The sequence below is a fragment of the Pedobacter psychrodurus genome (genome assembly GCF_004331735.1).
In the GTDB taxonomy this organism is placed as follows: domain Bacteria; phylum Bacteroidota; class Bacteroidia; order Sphingobacteriales; family Sphingobacteriaceae; genus Pedobacter; species Pedobacter psychrodurus.
In genome coordinates, this window is record NZ_SJSO01000014.1 from 120,647 (window position 1) to 143,759 (window position 23,113).

At 37.8% G+C, this 23,113-nt stretch carries 22 protein-coding genes; 9 read left to right on the forward strand and 13 right to left on the reverse strand.

From position 1 onward, the window contains the following. Positions 1-337: 337 nt before the first annotated feature. Positions 338-1,663 (forward strand): NAD(P)/FAD-dependent oxidoreductase, encoded by a 1,326-nt coding sequence (locus EZ456_RS16515; RefSeq protein ID WP_131532000.1) that lies wholly within the window; start codon positions 338-340, stop codon positions 1,661-1,663. Positions 1,664-2,016: 353 nt separating this feature from the next. Further along, positions 2,017-2,877, forward strand: coding sequence for a hydroxymethylglutaryl-CoA lyase (locus tag EZ456_RS16520; protein WP_131532001.1), 861 nt, complete (start codon positions 2,017-2,019; stop codon positions 2,875-2,877). A gap of 143 nt (positions 2,878-3,020) precedes the next feature. On the opposite strand, the gene EZ456_RS16525 is transcribed toward EZ456_RS16520, so the two are convergent. The 3 genes from EZ456_RS16525 to fbaA all read right to left on the reverse strand — a co-directional run bounded on the left by EZ456_RS16525 (position 3,021) and on the right by fbaA (position 5,153). Then, on the reverse strand, positions 3,021-3,443 hold the full coding sequence (locus EZ456_RS16525) for a GNAT family N-acetyltransferase (protein ID WP_131532003.1): 423 nt from the start codon (positions 3,441-3,443) through the stop codon (positions 3,021-3,023). Further along, the gene (locus tag EZ456_RS16530; RefSeq protein ID WP_131532005.1) at positions 3,418-3,924 is read right to left on the reverse strand and encodes a low affinity iron permease family protein; all 507 of its coding nucleotides are present in this window, start codon (positions 3,922-3,924) and stop codon (positions 3,418-3,420) included. The genes EZ456_RS16525 and EZ456_RS16530 overlap by 26 nt, the downstream gene beginning before the upstream one ends. A gap of 149 nt (positions 3,925-4,073) precedes the next feature. Continuing rightward, on the reverse strand, positions 4,074-5,153 hold the full coding sequence (fbaA, locus tag EZ456_RS16535) for a class II fructose-bisphosphate aldolase (RefSeq protein ID WP_029276269.1): 1,080 nt from the start codon (positions 5,151-5,153) through the stop codon (positions 4,074-4,076). A 310-nt stretch (positions 5,154-5,463) separates the two neighbouring features. Between fbaA and accD the strand changes: the two genes are divergently transcribed. The 3 genes from accD to EZ456_RS16550 all read left to right on the forward strand — a co-directional run bounded on the left by accD (position 5,464) and on the right by EZ456_RS16550 (position 8,859). Continuing rightward, positions 5,464-6,309: an acetyl-CoA carboxylase, carboxyltransferase subunit beta gene (gene accD, locus EZ456_RS16540; protein WP_131532007.1), complete on the forward strand. Its 846-nt coding sequence runs from the start codon at positions 5,464-5,466 to the stop codon at positions 6,307-6,309. 311 nt (positions 6,310-6,620) lie between these two features. Then, the gene (locus tag EZ456_RS16545) at positions 6,621-7,085 is read left to right on the forward strand and encodes a YciI family protein (protein WP_131532009.1); all 465 of its coding nucleotides are present in this window, start codon (positions 6,621-6,623) and stop codon (positions 7,083-7,085) included. A 226-nt stretch (positions 7,086-7,311) separates the two neighbouring features. Then, positions 7,312-8,859 (forward strand): M20/M25/M40 family metallo-hydrolase, encoded by a 1,548-nt coding sequence (locus tag EZ456_RS16550; protein ID WP_131532011.1) that lies wholly within the window; start codon positions 7,312-7,314, stop codon positions 8,857-8,859. Between the two features lie 150 nt (positions 8,860-9,009). On the opposite strand, the gene EZ456_RS16555 is transcribed toward EZ456_RS16550, so the two are convergent. The 6 genes from EZ456_RS16555 to glmM form a co-directional block, all read right to left on the reverse strand. Next, positions 9,010-10,014 (reverse strand): cytochrome d ubiquinol oxidase subunit II, encoded by a 1,005-nt coding sequence (locus EZ456_RS16555; protein WP_131532013.1) that lies wholly within the window; start codon positions 10,012-10,014, stop codon positions 9,010-9,012. Between the two features lie 112 nt (positions 10,015-10,126). Then, positions 10,127-11,446 carry a cytochrome ubiquinol oxidase subunit I gene (locus EZ456_RS16560; protein ID WP_131532015.1) on the reverse strand — a complete coding sequence of 440 codons (1,320 nt, stop codon included), beginning with the start codon at positions 11,444-11,446 and terminating at the stop codon, positions 10,127-10,129. A 593-nt stretch (positions 11,447-12,039) separates the two neighbouring features. Beyond that, on the reverse strand, positions 12,040-12,939 hold the full coding sequence (locus EZ456_RS16565) for an MBL fold metallo-hydrolase (protein WP_131532017.1): 900 nt from the start codon (positions 12,937-12,939) through the stop codon (positions 12,040-12,042). Positions 12,940-13,014: 75 nt separating this feature from the next. After that, the gene (locus tag EZ456_RS16570; protein ID WP_025143865.1) at positions 13,015-13,218 is read right to left on the reverse strand and encodes a hypothetical protein; all 204 of its coding nucleotides are present in this window, start codon (positions 13,216-13,218) and stop codon (positions 13,015-13,017) included. Between the two features lie 1,258 nt (positions 13,219-14,476). Next, complete coding sequence (locus tag EZ456_RS16575) at positions 14,477-15,625, reverse strand: cysteine desulfurase family protein (protein ID WP_131532019.1); 1,149 nt, start codon at positions 15,623-15,625, stop codon at positions 14,477-14,479. A gap of 130 nt (positions 15,626-15,755) precedes the next feature. Next, positions 15,756-17,141: a phosphoglucosamine mutase gene (gene glmM, locus EZ456_RS16580; protein WP_131532021.1), complete on the reverse strand. Its 1,386-nt coding sequence runs from the start codon at positions 17,139-17,141 to the stop codon at positions 15,756-15,758. 272 nt (positions 17,142-17,413) lie between these two features. Here glmM and EZ456_RS16585 point away from each other — a divergent pair, with 272 nt between their 5' ends. The 4 genes from EZ456_RS16585 (at position 17,414) to EZ456_RS16600 (ending at position 20,196) form a co-directional block, all read left to right on the forward strand. Next, the gene (locus EZ456_RS16585) at positions 17,414-18,145 is read left to right on the forward strand and encodes a class I SAM-dependent methyltransferase (RefSeq protein WP_131532023.1); all 732 of its coding nucleotides are present in this window, start codon (positions 17,414-17,416) and stop codon (positions 18,143-18,145) included. Further along, positions 18,142-18,705, forward strand: a complete 564-nt coding sequence (locus EZ456_RS16590) for a phosphatase PAP2 family protein (protein WP_131532025.1) — start codon at positions 18,142-18,144, stop codon at positions 18,703-18,705. The genes EZ456_RS16585 and EZ456_RS16590 overlap by 4 nt, the downstream gene beginning before the upstream one ends. Before the next feature lie 3 nt (positions 18,706-18,708). Then, positions 18,709-19,425: a ZIP family metal transporter gene (locus tag EZ456_RS16595; RefSeq protein ID WP_131532027.1), complete on the forward strand. Its 717-nt coding sequence runs from the start codon at positions 18,709-18,711 to the stop codon at positions 19,423-19,425. A gap of 168 nt (positions 19,426-19,593) precedes the next feature. Further along, positions 19,594-20,196 carry a Uma2 family endonuclease gene (locus tag EZ456_RS16600; RefSeq protein ID WP_131532029.1) on the forward strand — a complete coding sequence of 201 codons (603 nt, stop codon included), beginning with the start codon at positions 19,594-19,596 and terminating at the stop codon, positions 20,194-20,196. 127 nt (positions 20,197-20,323) lie between these two features. Here the strand turns inward: EZ456_RS16600 and EZ456_RS16605 are convergent, their stop codons facing one another. Genes EZ456_RS16605 through EZ456_RS16620 form a run of 4 tightly spaced genes read right to left on the reverse strand, consistent with a single transcriptional unit; the run spans position 20,324 to position 23,096 of the window. Then, positions 20,324-20,521: a DUF5522 domain-containing protein gene (locus EZ456_RS16605; RefSeq protein ID WP_131532030.1), complete on the reverse strand. Its 198-nt coding sequence runs from the start codon at positions 20,519-20,521 to the stop codon at positions 20,324-20,326. A gap of 26 nt (positions 20,522-20,547) precedes the next feature. Further along, positions 20,548-21,489 carry an exonuclease gene (locus EZ456_RS16610; RefSeq protein WP_131532032.1) on the reverse strand — a complete coding sequence of 314 codons (942 nt, stop codon included), beginning with the start codon at positions 21,487-21,489 and terminating at the stop codon, positions 20,548-20,550. 42 nt (positions 21,490-21,531) lie between these two features. Further along, positions 21,532-22,149: a dephospho-CoA kinase gene (coaE, locus tag EZ456_RS16615; protein ID WP_131532034.1), complete on the reverse strand. Its 618-nt coding sequence runs from the start codon at positions 22,147-22,149 to the stop codon at positions 21,532-21,534. Further along, positions 22,149-23,096 (reverse strand): YbbR-like domain-containing protein, encoded by a 948-nt coding sequence (locus EZ456_RS16620; protein ID WP_225876558.1) that lies wholly within the window; start codon positions 23,094-23,096, stop codon positions 22,149-22,151. Before EZ456_RS16620 ends, coaE begins: the two co-directional genes overlap by 1 nt. Positions 23,097-23,113 lie beyond the last annotated feature (17 nt).

Genomic DNA, 23,113 nt, shown 5'->3' on the forward strand with positions numbered 1-23,113 from the left:
GTTCCGGGCAATCGGGACGCTTTTTTTATGCGCTTTTTTACCACGAAGGCACAAAGAACACAAAATGGTTTGTTATATTTTTTGGCTTTTGAAAAGCAGTACCCTTGCTCCTTCGGTTCCGATAGTCCTGCTGTTCGTTTTATCCCGATGAAGAATCGGGATGCCCACTTCCATCAGGTTTATTTAACTTGGGGCACAGCTTAAAACCTACCAAAATCCCGCTTCGTCATGCCAGCGTTATATCTTCGTTATTAAACTAGAATAACTGCCAAAACCTCATTTTTTAAACCTTTTGGCTATCTTTTTGTTACATTAGCAATAGATAAACCGATACAAAATGGATTTACAACTTCCTAAAAGCGAATACCCTAGAGTAGTTATAGTTGGCGGTGGATTTGGTGGAATTGAGTTAGCTAAACGTTTAAAAAATAAACCCTTTCAGGTGGTTATGCTCGATAAACATAACTATCATACCTTTCAACCGCTACTTTATCAGGTAGCCACAGGAGGTTTAGAAGCCGATTCGATCGCTTTCCCACTAAGAAAGATTTTTAAAGGTCAAAAGAACCTGATTTTTCGCGTAACCAAGGTTACCGAAGTTAACGCAGCTGAAAACTGTTTACAAACCGATATCGGTAGAATCAATTACGACTATCTGGTTATCGCCACAGGTTCTACCAGTAACTTCTTTGGCAATAAAGAAATTGAAGCCAACTCAATGCCGATGAAATCAATTCCGGAAGCATTGGATTTAAGAAGTTTGATTTTACAAAATTTCGAAAAATCGCTTATTGAAAAAGATTTAGATAAAAAAAGCGCCCTATTAAACTTTGTTGTGGTTGGTGGTGGCCCAACCGGAGTTGAAACCTCTGGTGCCATTGCGGAGCTTAAAAAACACGTTATTCCGAACGATTATCCAGAAATGGATTTTAGCAAGGTGAATATTTACCTTATAGAAAATTCGCCTGAATTACTAGGCGTAATGTCGCCACAGGCACAGAAAAAGGCTAAAGATTTTCTTACCGATATGGGCGTTCAGATCATGAACGAAACCAGGGTACTCGGTTACGATGGCCACACCCTTACCTTACAAGATAAAGCACCCATTTTAAGTTCTACCGTAATTTGGAGTGCCGGCGTTAAAGGCCAGGTTTTAGGTGGTTTAGATCAAGCTGAAGTGGTAAGAGGTGGCAGACTGAAAACCGATACACAAAATTTAGTAGTAGGTTACCAAAATGTATATGCTATTGGCGATGTGGCCGCCATTATTGACGAAGAAACACCAAACGGTCATCCTGGAGTTGCACCTGCAGCCATTCAGCAAGGGCATCATTTAGCCAAAAACCTGATCAACATTAAAGAAAATAAACCTTTAGAGAAATTTAAATACTTCGATAAAGGCTCAATGGCTACAGTAGGTAGAAACAAAGCCGTTGTAGATATTGGCAAAATCCGTTTTCAAGGGGTTTTCGCATGGTTTACCTGGATGTTTGTGCACTTAATGACTTTGGTAGGCTTCAGAAACAAAATTATTGTTTTCGTAAACTGGGTTTGGAGTTATTTCAGCTATGATAGAGGAACCCGTTTAATTATCAGAACCTTTGCAAAAGATCGAAGCGTTGATTATAGAGATGAGATACCAACTGAAGAGAAGGTGCATTAGTTCATTGGTACATCAGTTCAATAGTCATTGCAATGGCCTATTGGTTCATAGTTGATGGTTGTTAGTTAATGGCCAACTAGCCTATAGCGACAGACTAGTAGATCATAGCTGATGGTTTGTTGGGTCATAGCTTAGAGGTTAATCGGTTAACTGTTATAATTGGTTAATTGTTCAAAGCTACAGCCTATTGGATTATCGTTGATGGTTTATTTATTAATAACCTAGAACTTAATTGGTCAATTAATTTGCAACACATCAATTAAGCAGCATGGCTATCAACCACGTGACCATTAACAATTAACCTCATATCAAATTCTTTCCTTATTTTGCTAAAAATTCATCTAGCCAAAAACATGAGCCAAAACAACTTCAAATTAGTGGAATGTCCACGCGATGCCATGCAGGGCTTATATGATTTTGTTCCAACGGAACTTAAATCTGAGTATCTAAACCTCTTGCTCCAGGTTGGTTTTGACACACTCGATTTTGGAAGTTTTGTTTCACCTAAAGCCATTCCACAAATGGCCGATACTGCCGAAGTTTTAGCACAACTCGATTTAAGCAATACCACTACAAAGCTTTTGGCCATTGTAGCCAATTTAAAGGGCGTAGAGAACGCTATAAAGCATCAGACAGTCAATTACCTTGGTTTCCCATTTTCGATCTCAGAAACCTTCCAACAGCGTAACACCAATTCAAGTATCGCACAATCATTAAGTACGGTGGAAGAAATGCTCTCTATTTGCGCTAAAAACAACAAGAAAGCGGTTGTTTATCTGTCGATGGGTTTTGGAAATCCTTATGGTGACGAATGGAATTATGAAATTGTTGAAAAATGGGCTGATGTGCTGGTGAGTAAGGGTGTGGAGATTTTATCGCTTGCTGATACAGTAGGGGTTTCGACACCAGAAAAGATCGAAAGTATCCTGCCAAAACTAATTTCAAGGTTTAACAGTACTGAAATTGGCATCCATTTACACTCCACTCCTGTCGAGCGCTTAGAGAAGATAGAAGCTGCTTATCGTTCGGGCGTAAAACGCATTGATTCCGCTTTAAAAGGCTTTGGTGGCTGTCCGATGGCTGCAGATGACCTCACAGGCAACATTGCTACCGAAGATGTAATTGGCTATTTGAATACTAAAGGAGAGAATTTAAATCTGAATATGGATAAGTGGAATGAAGCAATGGCTTTGTCAGGGAGGATATTTGGGTAGTTTTTTACCATATCCAACGCGCTGTCGTCATTTCGAGCGGAGTGAAACGCAGTCGAGAAATCTATATCAAAAGATTTCTCCATTTCGCTGCGCTTCAGTCGAAATGACGGCACTAATAATTCATGCCTCCGTGGCTAATTATATCACACTTTCTTCACCATTTTAAAGTGCTGTATACCAGCCTCTTCAAATTGCTCACCCTCAGCTACAAAACCAAATTTGGCGTACAAACTCATAGCATCTAATTGCGAGTTCAGGTAAATATAATGCGCATCCTCCGGCAGATCAGATAAAGCCTCAGCTATCAGTGCACGGCCAACTCCTTGCCCTCTAAAATCTTTTAAAACGGCAAAACGCTCTAACTTGTAACCATTATCCGTTTTACGCCATCTGCAGGCACCACAGGGCTGTCCGTTGTTCGTTGCCAGAAAATGTATAGATTCATCTTCATGTTCCCACTCTAATTCCGGTGGACAGTTCTGTTCATCTACAAATACAATTTTACGGATAGCAAATACTTTATCTAAATCTTCGGGATGGTTAACTTTTTGAACTTGTAGACTCATTATCGTGGTGTTTAAAGTGTTTATTCGATTTTAATTTCAATTCATTGAGCTCTTTGGCCACATCTATTGAATGCGAACAATGAATATCGGCCTCTTTTTTGGCAAGTGTAGCAATCGTAACGTAAAATTTATGCAACTGATCCAATTCTTTTTCGCTCAAGTCTTCAATATCTACCATCCGGTTGCTTGCACCTTGCTGTGCTGCAATCAATTCGTTTAATTTTAACTGAATGGCTTTACCGTCTTTATTCTGCGCCTTTTGAATTAAAAAAACCATTAAAAAGGTAATAATTGTTGTACCCGTATTAATCACCAATTGCCAGGTTTCAGAGTAATCGAAAAGCGGACCTGTTACCGCCCAAAGAACCACAATCGCCGTTGCAGCTATAAATGCAACAGAGCTGCCAGTAAATTTGGTTGCCGCATTGGCAAATTTCTCGAAAAAATTATTTTTTTTGGTATCGTTTTTAGATTTTGCCATTACAATTTGTTTGCTTAAATATAACCATAAAACAAACAAAAGCGCCATAAGTTTTTAAACCCATGGCGCTTTTGCTTTACGTTGTAATGTTAGAAAGGTTGGAATGTTGTAACGTTAAAACCTTTCAACTTTCCAACATTCCAATCTCCTTATAATTTGTCGTTTACGTTAATACAGTTCAGATCTTCAAAAGCAGTAGTTAAACGCTTAACAAAAGTTTCTTCACCTTTACGCAACCAAACGCGTGGATCGTAATATTTTTTATTTGGTTTATCATCGCCATCAGGGTTACCAATCTGGCCTTGAAGATAAGCTTCGTTCTTTTTATAATACTCTAAAATACCTTCCCAAAATGCCCACTGCATATCGGTATCGATATTCATTTTAATTGCACCGTAAGAAATTGCTTCTCTAATTTCTTCCTGAGTAGAACCAGAACCACCGTGGAATACGAAATTAATCGGTTTCTCTGCAGTTAAGCTGAATTTTTCTTTGATAAAATCCTGAGAGTTTTTCAAAATTACCGGTTGCAATTTTACGTTACCTGGTTTATAAACACCGTGTACGTTACCAAAGGCAGCTGCAACCGTAAAACGAGGAGAAACTTTGCTTAATTCTTCGTAAGCATAAGCCACTTCGCTAGGTTGAGTATATAATTTAGAGCTGTCTACATCGCTGTTATCAACACCATCTTCCTCACCACCTGTAACACCAAGTTCGATTTCGATAGTCATATTCATTTTAGCCATGCGTGCTAAGTATTTAGCAGAAATTTCCATGTTTTCTTCGATCGACTCCTCAGACAAATCCAACATGTGTGATGAAAACAAAGGCTTTCCAGTTTCAGCGAAGAATTTTTCACCGTGGTCTAAAAGTCCATCAATCCAAGGCAATAATTTTTTAGCGGCGTGGTCGGTATGTAAAACCACGGCAACACCATAATGCTCTGCCAATAAATGTACATGTTTAGCTGCCGATACAGCACCTAAAATACATGCTTGCAATTTCTCATTATCTAAAGATTTGCCCGCATAAAATTGCGCACCGCCATTAGATAATTGAATCATAACAGGCGAATTTACTGCCTTAGCAGTCTCCAATACCGCGTTAACCGTATTTGTACCGGTTACGTTTACTGCTGGTAAAGCAAACTGATGTTTTTTAGCCTGCTCAAACAATTCTTGAACGGCATCTCCGTAAATTACGCCTTTGTAGCCTTTTAAACTCATTTCTTGTTAATTTTATTAAGTCCGAAGTTATAAAAAAAAATAACATTCCAAGCTTTTCTAACAACAGAATTATTTGCTTAACAGCAAAATAAGGCCTATTTAGTGTAAAAAACACATTATCCTTAGTGTAAAAAACACACACTATAGTTAACAATTTGCAGTTGGCAATGAGCAAAGGAAAGTTTTTAAGCACTTCTGTAATTGGCAATCAACTATCAACCAACTAACCATCGACTATTTTTACATCTAAATAAGGTTCTACTTTATTATATTTTTCGTTTCTTTGCAATCCAATTCTTTAAAAAATTATATGGCTTGGTTTAAAAGAGAGAATAAAGGTATCATTACCACAACAGAAGAGAAGAAGGAAGCACCAGATGGATTGTGGAATAAGTGTCCAAATTGTAAGAAACCGCTACATCAGGCAGAACTTCAGGAAAACAAATACGTTTGTCATTACTGCGATTACCACCTGAGAGTGGGCTCAAAAGAATATTTCGAGGTTTTATTTGATAATAACGAGTTTAAAGAGCTGTTCCCTAACCTAACATCAGGCGACCCTTTAAATTTTAACGATAACAAACCTTACACCGACAGAATTAAAGAAAGTCAGGCTAAAACAGGCTTAAAAGATGCTATCCGTGCAGGTGTTGGTAAAATCGAAGGACAAGATCTTGTTATAGCCTGTATGGATTTCGCTTTTATTGGCGGTTCAATGGGCTCGGTTGTAGGAGAAAAGATTGCAAGATCGATCGATTATAGTATCAAACATAAAGTTCCGTTCCTGATGATTTCTAAATCAGGTGGTGCGCGTATGATGGAAGCCGCATTTTCATTAATGCAAATGGCTAAAACGTCAGCTAAACTCGCTTTATTGGGTCAGGCTAAAGTTCCATATATCTCTTTATTAACCGATCCAACAACAGGTGGTGTAACGGCATCATACGCGATGTTAGGCGATATCAATATTGCAGAACCTGGTGCACTGATTGGTTTTGCTGGTCCGCGGGTAATTAAAGAAACCATTAAAAAAGACTTACCAAAAGGTTTCCAAACCTCAGAATTCGTTCTTGAACATGGTTTCCTCGATTTTATTGTGGATAGAAGAGCCATGAAAGCTAAATTGGGCGCTTTTATTAAAATGATGAATAATTAATTTGGTTCATTAGTGCAATCGACTAATAAATGACAGAAACGAAACTATAATAAGAAAAGCAGGGCTTGAATAACTTCGGTTAATTCAGTCCTGCTTTTCTTATTAAATCCTCGCTACACTGCGGGCTTTCACTTCAATCAGGTTTAATTAACGTGGGCCAGTGGTTCTTTTGATGGGGTTTTCCCAGCGAGTGCTACAACCACCCTGCCCTGCGGGCACCCTCCGAAAAGCATCGGAGCAAGCTCTCCAAAGGAAGGGAATAAATAACCACAATTTTTCTTATTTTTAAACTAACCAAACCATAAACTAAAATGAAAAAGTTAGTCCTATTCATCTCCCTGATCACCGCTATGTTCTCTACGCAGGCTCAGGATAAAAAAACCAAAGTTCCTTACGATGAAGCATTGGCCAAAAAACTCGGTGCCGATAGTTATGGCATGAAAATGTATGTTCTGGTTATTCTGAAATCAGGTTCGAATATAACCGAAACGAAAGCCAAAACCGATAGTTTATTTGCAGGTCACATGGCAAACATGGGCAAAATGGTCGAAATGCAAAAACTCGTAGTCGCAGGCCCGATGGGTAAAAACGATAAAAATTACCGTGGCATTTTCGTTTTAAACACAAAATCGATCGAAGAGGCAAAACAATTATTAGAAAGCGATCCGGCAATAAAAGCAAAATTACTAGAACCAGAATTATACAATTGGTACGGTTCGGCAGCACTTGCTGAGTATTTACCTTTTCATGATAAGATCCAGAAAAAGAGCTTTTAGCTATTTAGCACGGAAGACCTGGCCCAAGTGAGGTCAGATGTTACCATCTGACCTTTTATCAAATCTAACTTCTGCAAAGCACTCAATTTTGTGTCAGATGGGAACATCTGACACCACCTCCAACCACCTCGCAACGACTCTACTTACTGCAACATTTCCATTAACATCCGCTAACCCTACACCTTATTTCATAAATTAGCATATCAAATAATCAACCTAACTAATTATGAATAAAAAACTACTATTTTCTGCACTATTGCTGTGCGCTTCGGCCGGCGTTTTTGCACAAGACAAGAAAGTAATCGACAATATTGTTAAAGAAGTGAACGAAAATTCTCAATTGGAGAAACTTGCACATGAACTTTTAGATGTTGTTGGACCACGTTTAGTCGGTTCTCCACAAATGAAACAAGCCAATGATTGGGCCGTAAAAAAATATAGCGATTGGGGTATCTCGGCAAAAAATGAAAAATGGGGCGAATGGGCCGGCTGGGAAAGAGGCATTACCCACATCGATTTAGTAAGCCCACGCGTTAGAACCTTAGAAGGTACACAATTGGCTTGGAGCCCATCTACCAATGGTAAAGCCATTAATGCAGAAGCAATTATTCTCCCAGAAATTACAGATTCGGTATCTTTTCAAAAATGGTTACCCAATGTAAAGGGCAAAATCGTCTTGATTTCTATGAATCAACTTTCTGGCCGACCAGAAAAAAACTGGGAGGAATTTGCCACCAAAGATTTGTTCGAAAAGTTTAAAAAAGAAAAAGCCGATGCCGCTAAAGCATGGACAGCGAGTTTAGCTAAAACGGGTTTAACAGCAAAAACGCTTCCTGTAGCTATAGAAAATGCAGGTGCAGTAGCGGTAGTGATCAATAACTGGTCGCAGGGTTTTGGTGTAGATAAAATTTTTGGTGCAAATACAAAAAAGGTCCCAACTTTAGATTTATCAGTTGAAGATTATGGTTTAGTTTACCGCTTGGTACTGAATGGTGATAAACCTAAACTAAGAATCGAAGCAGATTCTAAGAAATTAGGCACTGTGCCAACCTTTAATACCCTAGCTGAAATAAAAGGCACACAGAAACCAAATGAGTATGTAATGTTATCGGCACATTTCGATTCGTGGGATGGCGCAAGTGGCGCTACTGATAACGGCTCAGGAACCATTTTAATGATGGAAGCCATGCGCATTCTAAAAAAAATCTATCCCAACCCAAAACGTACTATCTTGGTTGGGCACTGGGGAAGCGAAGAGCAAGGTTTAAATGGATCAAGGGCTTTTGTAGAAGATCATCCAGAGATTGTAAACAATCTTCAGGCTTTGTTTAACCAGGATAACGGTACAGGTCGTGTGGTTAATATCGGTGGCCAAGGATTCGCTAAATCAAAAGATTACATTACCCGTTGGTTGGCTGCAGTACCAGACACCATTAAAAACCAGATCAAAACCAGTTTCCCGGGATCACCTGGTGCTGGAGGATCAGACTTTGCTTCATTTGTAGCTGCCGGAGCATTGGGTTACTCGTTAAGCTCTACCAGCTGGGATTATGGAACGTATACCTGGCATACCAACCGAGACAGTTACGATAAATTGGTTTTCGACGAAATTAGAAGTAATGTGATTTTAGCCGCCATTATGGTTTATATGGCTTGCGAGGATCCTGAGAAAACCTCGAACGAAAAAGCCACAGATTTACCTGTAAACGAACGTACCGGAAAACCGGCAACATGGCCGGTACAAACAAAATCGAACAGAAAAGGTGGGTTGTAGATAAGATTTGAATACGTTTTTAAAGGAGCATTTGGAAACAAGTGCTCTTTTTTTGTTTTATTGCAGAAATCTTAAACACGCTGTCATGCTGAGGTACGAAGCATCTGCAACTATGAAAAAGATGCTTCGTGCCTCAGCCTAACAAGAAATTTATTCCTCTTTCTTCTGAAACTTATAAAACAAATATCCCAGAAAAGGTAAAATCAACACACTCCCGAGCAAAAGTGCTAAACCTAAACTGTAAATAGTTTTTTCTGGTCCGACTGTTTCGAGTAGTGAAATCGCATCTCCGTTTTTTAAACGGATAAAATTTGGAAAATGCGCATAACTAATTGCCAATAGAATCATGGTGACCTGAAAGCCTGCTAAAACACGCAATATCTTTGTTTTACCCCTAAGCAGTAAGTACCACAACAAAACCAGAGATAAACTCGCCAGAATGATGGCAGATAAACCCACATTACTTTTAAAAACCCAATCAATCAATGGAATTCCATCCCTTTGGGCAGCAATAAAAACCATCGCACCAAAAACTACAGCGGCTACATTCATAAATTCAGCTTTTTTAATGAAACGGCGTTTATCATGCGCTTCTTTTGTTTCACCTATAAGGTAAATAGCGGCAAGGAAACCACAGAGCGCAACCGTAAACAAGCCCACAGCAACAGAAAACCAGTTCAGCCAACCCGAAATATAGGCAGTATAAAAATCGGTCGCCTGAGTGTTTATATGCCCCGAAATTAAGCTTCCGGCAATAATACCAAGAAACAGTGCCGTAACAAAACTCGAATACCTGAATATACGGTTATACAGCCAATGCATATCATCTTTAACGGCATCATAATGACGGAATACAAATGCGGTACCGCGCGCAATAATCCCGATGAGCATAATCGCCAAAGGAATATGCAGGTAAACCGACATCGTGGTATAAATATGTGGGAAACCCACAAAAAGTATCACAATTGCAATAATCAGCCACATGTGGTTGGCTTCCCAAACCGGACCAATGGCGTGGTACAAGGTTTTACGTGTTCTACTTCTGTTCTTTGTTGAAGTAAAAAGCTCAATAATTCCTGCGCCAAAATCGGCACCTCCCAATAAAAAGTAGAGCAGGATGGCCATGCATAAAAATGTAATTACAATTTGTTCCATCATTTATTTTTTTACCACAGATTCAAACAGATAAACACAGATTTTAAGTAGCTTAATGAGTAAGTATCAGCAACATTATCCGTGTTCATCCTTTTCATCTGTGGTTAATTAATTATTTAGATTCTGGTTTGTTATAGAGCACTGGCACCATTTTGATCTGGCGGTAAAGCAAAAACGTTACAATAATGCTTAAAGAAACGTAAATGGCCGAGAAGATATAAAAGGAGTAAGCAATTCCTGGCATTGGCGTAACCGCATCTTTAGTACGCATAATGCCATAAATGATCCATGGCTGCCTACCAACCTCCGTAACTACCCAACCGGCCTCTAAAGCGATGTAACCAAGCGGAATGGCGAAAACAAATAATTTCAACAACCAGCGCTTCTCAGTTAAAGGTTTCTTTTTAAATAGAATGAAGAAATAAGTTAAAGATACTAAAAGTAGCAGTGTACCAATCCCAACCATAATCTGAAAAGCATAATGGGTTATGGCCACTGGCGGATGTTCGTTTTCAGGAATCTGATCCAGCCCCTTAACTTCAGCTTTGAAATCGCCATGCGCCAGAAAACTTAAAGCACCAGGGATTTCGATTGCACCCTTTACCGTTTTGTCTTTCTCGTTCACAATGCCTCCAATTAATAGTGGAGCAGGTTTCTCGGTTTTATACAAAGCTTCCATAGCAGCAAGTTTGGCAGGTTGCCTTTTGGCTACATCTTTTGCTGAAATATCGCCACTTAAAGGCTGTAATAATGCACCTATACAGGCAAATATTGCCGCAATTTTAAAAGCTTTTAAGTGAAATTCTTTATTGCGGTCTCTCAGAATCATTAAAGCATGTACACCTGCCACAGCAAAGCCTGTAGCGGTAAATGCGGCTAAACACATGTGTAAAGCCTGACTAAACCATGCTTTATTGAACATGGCCTGTATGGGATCGATATTAAGGTATTGCCCGTTTACAAAATCAAAACCCGCCGGACTGTTCATCCAGGCATTTGCGGCAACCACCAAAATTCCTGAAGCCAGGCCACTTACCCCCACTACCATACCAGTAAACCAATGAAACCATTTATTTAACTTATTCCATCCGTAAAGGAAAAAACCAAGGGCAATGGCTTCTATAAAAAAGGCTGTTCCTTCAAGAGAAAAAGGCATTCCAAATATTGGTCCAGCATGATCCATAAATTTTGGCCAGAGCAGTCCCAATTCGAATGACAACATGGTACCCGATACCGCGCCCGTAGCGAAGAATATCGCAACACCTTTACTCCAGGCTTTCGTGAGGTTTTTATACACCTCATCATTTGTTTTAAGCCATTTATAATGCGAAACGGCCATAAAGAAAGGCATAACCATGCCAATACAAGAAAAAATAATGTGGAAGCCTAATGATAAAGCCATCTGGGAACGGGCTGCGATAAAATCATCCATATCTGATATTGGATTTTGTGTAACACAAATATAACAGATAAGGGTTTAGTTATAGTGGTTTCACCGAAGCAGTTTAGAATTATTTTAAATATAGAACGTTTATAAATTGAAAAAAGATTTGGATGTTCGTTGCTACATGAATACAAAATAGTGGGTTGTCATACTGAGGGCTAATTTATTGTATAAAAATCAATATAAATGACTTTTGTAGCGTTTTAGGCTTTGGAAATGAATGTCAGTATTCCATAGGGTTTGACAATCCCGCTATTCGTTCCAGCCGATGAAAAATCGGCATCCACTACTATCGGGTTTACAATGAAAGGTTTGTGCTAGTAATATATTTCCCAAGCTATCCATAATGTTAATTTGTTTTATAAATCAAGATAAAGGTTTTTTTTGCACAAAAATTGATTTTTAGGCATTTAAACAAATACGTTAATGGTAGCGGAGTCGAAGGATTACAGTGAACTAATTCACTCAAAAAATTATCAGCAAAAAAATTCTTACCCCAATAAATTAAGACAACATTATAATCACCGCTTTTGAGATTGCTTCGTCGGCTAAAAAAGCCTTATAGCGATGACGAAAATCTTCTAACCCCCTTTCAACTCATCATAAGCAGCAGTTAAGCTCCTTTGAATGCCATCTCCCTGCCATTCGGAGGCATTTGGAATTGAAGTCGCTTTTAAGATGTCTTCTTTGCTCTTACCCGCCTTGATTTCTCCACTTACAAAAGTTAAAAGATTTTGAAGGTAATTTTGAAAAGCCTTAACATCTGCTTTGTTTCCTGTTACTTTTTCGGGATCTAAGCTGTGTCCCCAGATAAACAAGGTATCGTTATCAAACTGAGCTAAAATTTTATCCAAGGCTGTAATCCAATTGCCGATGTGTGCCCCATTTTCTCTGTCTATATAAGGAAACTTACGATTGAACACCAAATCGCCAACATGTGCAATATTTGCATGCTCAAAATGATAAACCGCATCGCCATTGGTATGACCAGAGCCATAATAGTAAGCTTTTATGTTTTCATCTCCTACTTTTGCACTCCATTTTGTTCCAAAAGTAGTATCGGGCAATAACTGTTTGTCTAAATTATTTGCTTTCTCCGCTCCTCTTTTTTGGTTCACCAACGAGTTTTGATGCGCCACAACTTTTTCGGCTAAACCTTTAAAGGAAATATTCCCTGCGGTATGGTCGCCATGATGGTGGGTATTAATCAGGTATTTGAAAGGTTTTTCGCCAAGTTTTTTTAATTCGTCGATTACATGCGGTGCCGTAGTGGGGAACTGCGCATCTACCACCACAAAACCATTGCTCGAATTTAACCAGCCGATTGTACCACCCTGCTCGGTAAATATGCCCACATCGTTACGAAGCGGTTTAAAATTATAGGCACGGAACAATTCCTGCTGCGCAAAAACATCTGTTTTATAAATCGAAAGCAAGGCCATAGCCAATGCCGAATTTTTAATAAAATTTCTTCTTTCCATTTTGGGATTAAGCTAAAAAACCACAGCAAATGCCGTGGTTTAAATCTAATGATTTTGATCGTAAATTAACAAAATTTATATTCCCGAACCCGGTGTGGTGCCTGGCTCATGCCCTGGGCCGAATGAATTGTTTTTACGGTCTTTATCTTTATTAAACAAATTGGTAGTCACTTTCGATGATTTGTTCTCATCCAGTGTTCTATCCTCTTTAATATCTTCTGCTGTTTTATCCAGTAAATCGTTCTCAACAACTTTACCTTTTTCTTTATTTGTTTCCATAGTAATTGTAAATTGATGTACTATAGGAACAAGCTAAAAATAAGATTGTTTTTATTAGTTTTTTTGGGAATGTGTTTATATATAATTGTTTGGTAATACACAACGTTATTAAGTTAGTTTGTGTTGTTGCGTCATTCCCAACCCGATAGCTATCGGGTTGCTTGGGAATCTAATACATAAGTTTTAGGATTAGCTTCGCTGAGCACTTTGTGGTTCCCACCTGCATGGGAATGACTACCATTTTAGAAGCTCAGGACAATCCAGCTTTAGTAACTCATAAAATGCGGCATAACATGACCTTAATGGTTGCTTCGTAATCAACCAAAGCATTTTATCTTAACATAACCCAAAGAGGTATCTTCCTCTCTTCAGAAAAGCCATTAGTATTAATAATCATGTTAACCTTTGGTAATTACAACATTGAACCAGGAAGTTTTCCTAATTCATGAATGCAGCCGAAAGAATGAAATCTTCTTTTATGGATTTTATTGAAATGATTTGAAGATTCAAACGAAAATGGATTAAGGATAAACTTGTAAATGTGTTTCCTCTCTTTATCTAATTTTTCTTCCTGCTTCGCGTTCTCTAGATTTTGATTGTTTTGACTCTTTTCCATGACGATATAGATTATTGAAAACATGGTTAGTTTCCAGGGTTAACAATTTTAATCAGTATACCTTTTTAAGGTGCATAATGCATTAGTAAAAAGCTATTTAAAATTTGCTTAACCTTATACCACGGGGAATTTGATAAGGTTTCGTTCTGGAACTACATTAAAATGGCGTGAAATGCCTTTATCTTAATTAAATATAATCTTTATTTTTGAGTTTTGCAAGAGATTTTTATTGGCTTAAATAGTTAAGCGTATATTATTTCAAAATTGATTGTTTATTTTGGAAATCAGCCACAGTGGCATTTAGGCAGATGTAGTCCTGCTCTTTACTTTACTCGGCTACGCTCCGTGTTCGTTCCGATCAGGTTTAAGTGGCACAGCCTGTAATACTATTTTGGGCTGCAGGGCGCAGAACAGATTAGGCACCATGCGATTAAACCGTCAATAGCAGCAAAATCCTATCCATTTATACCTGATTAGAGCGGATACCGGCCACGTGCCTAAGGCCTGCAGGCGTATGAGCAAAAAGCAGGAGTAACTTTAAAATAAAACACATCCTTTGCTTTCCAAAAAAAATCAGCTAAATTTTTGTGCAAAAAAAAGTCCCGATTTTCACCGGGACTCTCCTATTTGGTTAATGATATTTTAAGCTAAAGCATTTTGCTTTACTACCATTTTAACTTTTTCTATTACATAATCTAACTCTTCTTTTGTAGTGTATTTGCTAAATGAAAAGCGTACTGAAGGACGGTTTGGATCGGCATTAATACCATTTAACACATGCGAACCAATATTTGAGCCAGAAGAGCAGGCACTGCCGCCCGAAGCACAGATGCCATTGATGTCTAAATTAAATAACAACATATCGGCCATATCCATTTCAGGGAAAGACACGTTTAATACAGTGTATAAACTTTTATCGGCATCGGTTTCACCATTAAAAGCAATTCCTGGGATTTCGGCAATCAGTTGAGCTTTCAAATAATCTTTTAAGCCCTGAATGTACGCCTGATGCTGATCCATTTCTGCATAAGCAATTTCTAAGGCCTTAGCTAAGCCTACAATACCATATACATTTTCGGTACCACCGCGCATATTGCGCTCTTGCGCACCACCATAAATCATTGGTGGGATTTTAATATTGCTGTTTACATACAAAAAGCCAACGCCCTTAGGTCCGTGGAGCTTGTGCGCGGCACATACAATAAAATGTGCTTTAAGCTCGCGTACGTTATGTGGATAATGGCCCATGGTCTGAACGGTATCGGCATGATAAATGGCATTGTATTTTTCACAGATATCGCCAACTTTAATCATATCGGTTAGTGTACCCAACTCGTTATTGGCATGCATTAATGAAACGAAAGTACGTTCGTTATTTTGAAGCAGTTCTTCTAAATGGTTGTAATCAATATTCCCTTTTTCATCAATATTAACGAAACTTAATTTATCGATTTCGCCATTTTTAAGCATCGTATTTAAAGTATGCTCAACAGCATGGTGCTCTATTTTCGAAGTAATGGCGTGTTTAATTCCATAAGCTGAAATTCCACAACGGATAGCTGTATTATCAGCCTCGGTACCGCCAGAAGTAAAAAACACTTCAGATGGTGAGGCATTTAACAAACCAGAAACAGTTTTACGGGCTTTTTCTACAAGCGTTCTTACCTCGCGACCAAGCGCATGAATGGCAGATGGATTACCGAAATAGTTTTCCATCACATTCGTCATTTCTGCGATTACTGCTGCATCTAAAGGCGTTGTGGCCGCATTATCTAAATAGACCCTTTTCATTTCTACGAATATTTTAAAGTTAGTGTTGCAAAGATGCCTTGCTAAGGGCAATCTTTGTTTAAATGTTCAGGGTTTAATCGTTTTATTAAACCCCGAACAGATTATGCTTAATCCAGAAATCCTTTAGGGATTAAAGGTGTAAAATTTCTTTAATGTCAGAAATAATTTTGTTAGCCAAACTCTCGGCAATGGTTTCATTTTCTGCCTCACTGTAAATCCTGATGATCGGTTCAGTGTTAGAACGGCGCAAATGTACCCAAGTTTTATCAAATTCTATCTTCAAACCATCAATTGTACTATATGGCTGATTTTTATACTTCTCTTCTACTTGTTTCAACAGATTATCAATATCCATTTCTGGTGTAAGGGTAATCTTGTTTTTAGAGATGTGGTATTGGGGATAACTGGCTCTCAATACCGAGATCGATTTGCCAAATTTAGCTAAATGCGTTAAGAATAAGGCAATACCAACCAAGGCATCTCTTCCATAATGTGATTCAGGATATATAATCCCACCGTTTCCTTCGCCACCAATAATCGCATTTGTGGCTTTCATTTTGTTCACTACATTCACCTCTCCTACTGCTGATGCATTGTATTCTGATCCTGCTTTTTCGGTCACATCACGTAATGCACGTGTTGATGAAAGGTTTGAAACCGTGTTTCCTGGTGTATTTTTTAATACATAATCAGCAACTGCTACCAAAGTATACTCTTCACCGAACATGCTACCATCTTCGTTTACAAAGCATAAACGGTCAACATCTGGATCAACAACAATACCTAAATCAGCATTCTGTTTCTGAACTTCTTTCGATATTTCAGTTAAATTTTCAGGAAGTGGCTCAGGATTGTGCGGAAAATATCCGTCTGGTGTACAATATAATTCTATTACCTTGCTCACGCCTAAAGCTTTTAATAAAGCAGGGATAAAAATACCACCTGTTGAGTTTACGCAGTCGATTACTACTTTAAAATCGGCTTTTTTAATGGCCTCAACATCAACTAGTGGTAATGCCAGAACTTTATCGATATGTTTTTGAAGGTAAGTATCATTTTTAATTACTTTTCCTAATTTATCTACATCAGCAAAATCAAAATCAGCGCTTTCAGCCAGATCTAAAACTTCTTTGCCTTCTGCATCGCTAATAAATTCACCGTTTGCATTCAGCAATTTTAAGGCATTCCATTGTTTTGGGTTATGGCTCGCGGTTAAAATGATTCCACCACCTGCTTTTTCATCAGGTACTGCAACTTCTACAGTTGGCGTGGTTGAAAGACCTAAATCGATCACTTCAATACCTAAACCCTGTAAAGTTCCAATAACCAAGTTATTCACCATCTCTCCCGAAATACGGGCATCACGGCCTAAAACTATTCTTTTATTGCCTGTTTTTTGTACTACCCAGCTCCCATACGCAGCTGTAAATTTCACAATATCAAATGGGGTTAAGCCGTCTCCAGCCCTTCCGCCAATGGTTCCTCGTATTCCTGAAATCGATTTTATTAAAGTCACTGTATATAATTTAATTGAGGCTCAAAAATAAGAAAAAAAACAAGATAGCTGCTATTTTGAAGTGTTTGTGCACGTTAATTTACATTGCTTTTATATCTATTTACACGATCAATTTTCTAGAATTGAGAGTATGCTCAAAAACAAACGTATGTTTAATTGGATGGCGTATTCATAATATTCTTGCAACTTTATTGCATAAAAGTAAATTCTAACTTTACTAGCGATTGTAAAACCTTATATTTGCATCTTTTTAAGATACAAACGGCTTTTATATGCAGCGCAAGTGGTTTCAATATTGGTTCAATTCGCCATATTATCATATTCTTTATCAACAACGAAATGATGCTGAAGCCGAGTTTTTCATTGATAAACTTACGCATTTTCTTCATCCGAAGACCGATGCTAAAATGCTGGATATTGCCTGTGGAAAAGGCAGACATTCAATCTATCTAAACAAAAAAGGCTTCGATGTTACCGGAATAGATCTTTCGGAACAAAGCATAAAATACGCCAAGCAATTCGAAAACAATAAATTACATTTTTTGGTACACGATATGCGTAGGCTATTTTACATCAATTACTTTGATCTAGCCTTAAACCTGTTTACCAGTTTTGGTTATTTCGACACCGAAAAAGACCATGTAAATGCGCTTAAAACCTTTCGGAAATGTTTAACAGCTGAGGGGATTTTGGTTCTTGATTATTTTAACACCGAAAAAATTATCCGCAACTTAAATTCTTGCGAAACGAAATCGCTTGATGGGATAACTTTCAATATCACAAAAAATGTTATTGATGGGAAAATTATTAAAAAGATAAATTTCGAAGACAAACAAAAAGTATATAATTTCGAAGAACGGGTACAGGCATTTAGTTTTGAAGATTTTGAACGCATGCTGAACAAGGCTGGGATGGTTATCGAAAAAACCTTTGGTAACTATGGCTTAGCGGATTTTGATGAAAACAGTTCAGACCGGTTAATCTTAATCTGTAAAAAAGCATGATAGAAAGCATACAGCAATTTGATGTAGAATTGTTTTTGAAAATCCACCGCGGACTTTCAAACGGCTTTTTTGATTGGCTGATGCCATTAATGCGCAACCGTTTCTTTTGGTCGCCACTTTACCTTTTTATTGTAGTTTTTTGTATCAAACAGTATAAAAAACAAGGTTATTATATTATCGGCATGGTTCTTTTCACTTTTGCGATGGGTGATTTGATTGCTTCTAGGGTTGTAAAACCATGGGTATCCAGAGTGAGACCCTGCAACGATTTAAGCTTGACGAATGATATCATCCACCGCGTACCCTGTGGAAGCGGCTTAAGTTTTCCCTCTGCGCACGCTACCAATCATTTTGCTATAGCTATTTTTTTAATCTGCATTTTTTATAGCAGATGGAAACCTATTTTACCTATTGGCATATTCTGGGCGTTGATTATCAGTTTTGCGCAGGTGTATGTTGGCGTCCATTACCCTGTTGATGTAACTACCGGCGCTTTGCTAGGTATAACAATAGGCATTATTTGTTCGAGAATATTTAAAAAATTACAACCTGATTTTTAACTTATGGAAATCTGGAAACTCTGTGTACTCTTTTTCTGTGCCTTTTTAGGTGGAACCGCTATCTTTTTAGTAAGAAGTGATAAATCTAAATTACTTAAACTGATTTTATCTTTCAGCGGAGCCTATTTATTTGCTATTACGGTTTTACATTTAATTCCTGATGCCTACAGTGGACCTGATAAATGGCAGATTGGCGTTTTTATCCTTATTGGTTTTTTATTACAGATTTTCCTGGAACAGTTTTCAGAAGGTGTAGAACATGGCCATATTCATAAACATCACGACGGGCATGTTTTTCCCTTTGGGATTATGATTAGTTTGTGTTTGCATGCTTTTTTAGAGGGAATGCCATTAGCAAAAGAACAGCATAATGAACTGATTTTCGGAATTTCGTTACACCACATCCCGGCTGCTTTTGCATTAGCCAGTATATTAATGCAAAACCATTTTAAGAAAAGCAGCATTGTATTTTACCTGATTGTGTTTGCCATTATGGCGCCTCTGGGCTTTTATGTAAGTGTTGGCTTAAGCAACGGTACTATTGGAGGCATTGATGCTTATTTCAATAAAATTATGGGTATTGTAATTGGTATTTTCTTACATATTTCTACCACCATCTTATTCGAATCAAGTGCCGATCATAAAATCAATACACGAAAAATGATTGCCGTTTTATTGGGGATTGGTGTAGCATTGATTGGTTTCTTTGCAGGGCACTAGTTCAGTTGGCAGTTAACCATTGGTAGTTTTCTGTTGGCAATTTGTGGTTAACCAATTTGAACAATTAACCGATTAACCAGTTTAGACAATTAACCAGCCAATATCCGTTTTAAACGTTTAATCGTTTATACATTTAATCTTTACGAAAAAACATCTGTAAATTCGTATATGGATGAGATTGTAAATGAACCTGCCGTAGCCTATCAAAAAAGGCGTTATACCATTGAAGAATACCTGGAGATGGAAAAAGCATCAACAGTGAAGCATGAGTATTTTCAGGGTGAGGTATTTGCAATGTCTGGCGCTGGTGATAATCATAATAATATTTTCAGCAACGTTTTTATTGAAATTGGGAACAAACTTAAGGGCAAGCCCTGCAGGCCTTATGGAAGTGATAAAAGAATGAACATTCCCGAGAATACGTTATTCACCTATCCTGATATTTCTATCTATTGTAACGGCCTAACCCATACCGATATTGACGAAGATACCTCAATTTTACCAACGGTGATCATCGAAATCCTGTCTCCTTCAACCAAAAATTACGACAGAGGGAAGAAATTTAACCTGTATAAAGATATTCCATCATTAAAAGAATACATTATGATCGATTCTGAATCTGTGTCGGTAGAGGCTTTTTATGTAAATGAAAATAAAAACTGGGCGTTTAAAGATCATAAAGAAATTACCGATGTAATAACCTTTGTTTCTATGGGGTTTGATTTAGCTTTAACAGATATTTATGAGCATGTCCGCTTTAGTACAAAGTAATTACTGCTTTAATTGAGCAAGAAGTCAAGTTTTTTAGCGGCTTGCCTATCAAAACTTGACTTCTTTGGGTTCTCAGCTAAAATATTAGCGCAACTGGTTAACTGTAAACTGTTAACTACCAACTGATCTACTTCTTCTCTTTTTTCTTCCCATAACCCCATGGGCAGTGCCTGCATTTATTTTTGCAGCAATAACCACGCTTCAAATGGTAAGATTCAGTAAAAACCATTAAGCCATCTTCGTTAAAGTAAAAATCTTCGCCTTCTTTCATAATATTACCGATTAAAGATCCTGAAACAAGTTCAGGATGACGAACAGCCGACATTTAAAGCTACTCTCTAATTATAATTACTAATTGAGTATTTTAACCTCAAGCTTGTCTTTAAAGTAATCTTTAAGCTGTTTGCCATCACCATGTAAAGTCCATACCTGTTTTGGTTTAACTTTTTCTATGGTTTCTAAAATTGCATCCCAATCGGCATGATCAGAAATATAAAGTGAAATTCCGTTTTGTTGTTGCAGGTTCTTCCATCCAGAGGCAAAGGCGCGTACTACATTAATTGCCTTATGGTAACTGTGAAAAACCATTGGTGGCACAATATAAACCTGATGTTCTTGATTATTTTTCATTGCCTTTCTATCGTACATTTTATAATTCCCTACTTTCATCCCATAATCTTCATAGATTTTAACAAAAGGCATAATACTGTGGTGAACCATAATGTTCTTCGTAGGGCAATGCGCATTGAGCAATTGGATAATCCGCTGGCTTTTACCCAATGCATAAGAACCAAGCATAATATTAGCATTGGTTTCGTTCAGCTTTTTAATTTCGTCTATTGGTGAAGGATGTTTGGTTTCTGGATTAGCAAAGGTACTCTCCGTAATCAACACATCTGCTTCAAGAAATTCAAAAGGCTCACAGGTATTATCTGGTTCAATCTTATAATCACCAGTATAGAGGTATGTTACCCCCTTATACTCCATTAAAACCTGTGCAGAGCCCAAAATATGTCCGGCAGAATAGAAAGTAATGGTAACCTCTTTTATTTTGAAGGATTCATGGTAGCTTTTGGTGTAAAAATCAACCGCTGCAAATTTGCGGTAACGGTGTTTCATAAAAGTTGCAGTAGCAGCAGTGCAGTACACATTCTGACTGCCTCCAATAGCATGATCGCCATGCGCATGTGAAACCACTGCTTCTTTAACTGGCTGTTGCGGATCGAGGTAAAAATCGCCGTAAATACAGTATAAACCCGTTGGGGTAATGGTGATAAAATCTTCTAAAATCATGATTAGGATGGAAGGATTTAAGGATGATATGATTTAAGTAGATTAAACACGAGCACTTTTATGTTCTTCAGCCGACTTAAGAAATTCTTGATGTAACGCTAAAACCTGTTCGATAATAGATTGTTCTTCATCGTTAACGATAAAATGATTAGCCATTTTTGATTTTTCTGCATCGCTAAGCTGTTTATCCATGCGGGCTTTAACCTGTTTTTCTGTAACGTTATCGCGAAGCATTACCCGCTTCATTTTAATTTCGTATGGGGCAGTAACGAGGATATTGGTATCACACATTTTATACGAACTGCTTTCGAACAACAGCGCGGCCTCTTTAAGCGTATATGGTGTATTGGCAGGAATGGTTTCTTCCCAGGCATCAAATGCCCTGAAAACTGCTGGATGGACCAAAGCATTGAGTTGGGCAAGTGCATCCTCGTTATTAAAAACGATGCCGGCAATATGTTTGTTGTTCAGTTTCCCATCTTCAAAATAACTTTCATTTCCGAAAGCAGATTTTATCCCCTCCACCAACAAAGCATCTTTACACATGATTTCTTTGGCAACGGTATCGGCATAAAACACAGGGATTCCCAATACTTCAAAAACCTTGCAAGCGGTTGTTTTACCACTACCTATACCCCCTGTTATGCCTACTTTATACATTATTTTTCTACTATAAAATCTATTTTAGACGGCATTACACTCACCAGTTTACAATAATCAGGAAACTCGGTTATCTTCACTGTAAACTGTTTATGTCTTAAATTTTGCCATTCGTCTACATCAATAGTGGCTGTAATAAAACTTTCGTCAACCTGATCGAAATTACTTAAAGCAACTAAAAAGGTAACTTTAACTTTTTTGGGATAGAGTTTAATGCTGTTATAACTTTTGTTATTTGTAATTTTTAAAGGGACCTCCATGGTTTTTTCGGTAAACTCATCAACAGGTAGTTTAACCTCTACCGACGATGGATAGATACTTACATTTTTATGAATACTGTGCTGTAAGGCTATTCTTGTAGTACTGCTATTTTGCACCTTATCCATTTTTAAGGTATCGGTAGGCCAGAACTTTATTTTGGCTAACTCCTCTACAGGGCCCGCTACCTTAACAAATTTTGGGTTGAGCATAACCTCACTAGAAATGCCATATTGTTTTTCAAAGCTCAGTTTATCGATCAGCTTTACCGGAACTTTTTTTACCACGCGTTTAGTGAAATCGAAATACAGGGTATCGGGTTTAACGGAAATTACCTTTTGGATACTTTCTAATTGCCTGTTGATATTGAAAAGCTGATCAGAGAAAACGATAAAATCTTTGGTATTGAGCTGGCTTAGATTAACAGAAACTGATGGCGGACTAATCCGTAAACGGGCAAATAATAACTGCCAACCAGTGCCTTCTACCTGCAGATCTATTGTATCGGACTGTAAAGGATAAAATGCCCTTTTGGTTGGTGTATTTTTAAAAACTAATACCGTTTTTGCTGTATAAATATATTTGTTATTTAATGCCATAAAAAGCCATGCAGCTATGGCCAACAGCAAGCAGGCCAGTAAGCTGAATACACGTCTTTTTTCAATCTTAGTTAATCTAATAAAGGGCATAATAAATTAAAATGTTG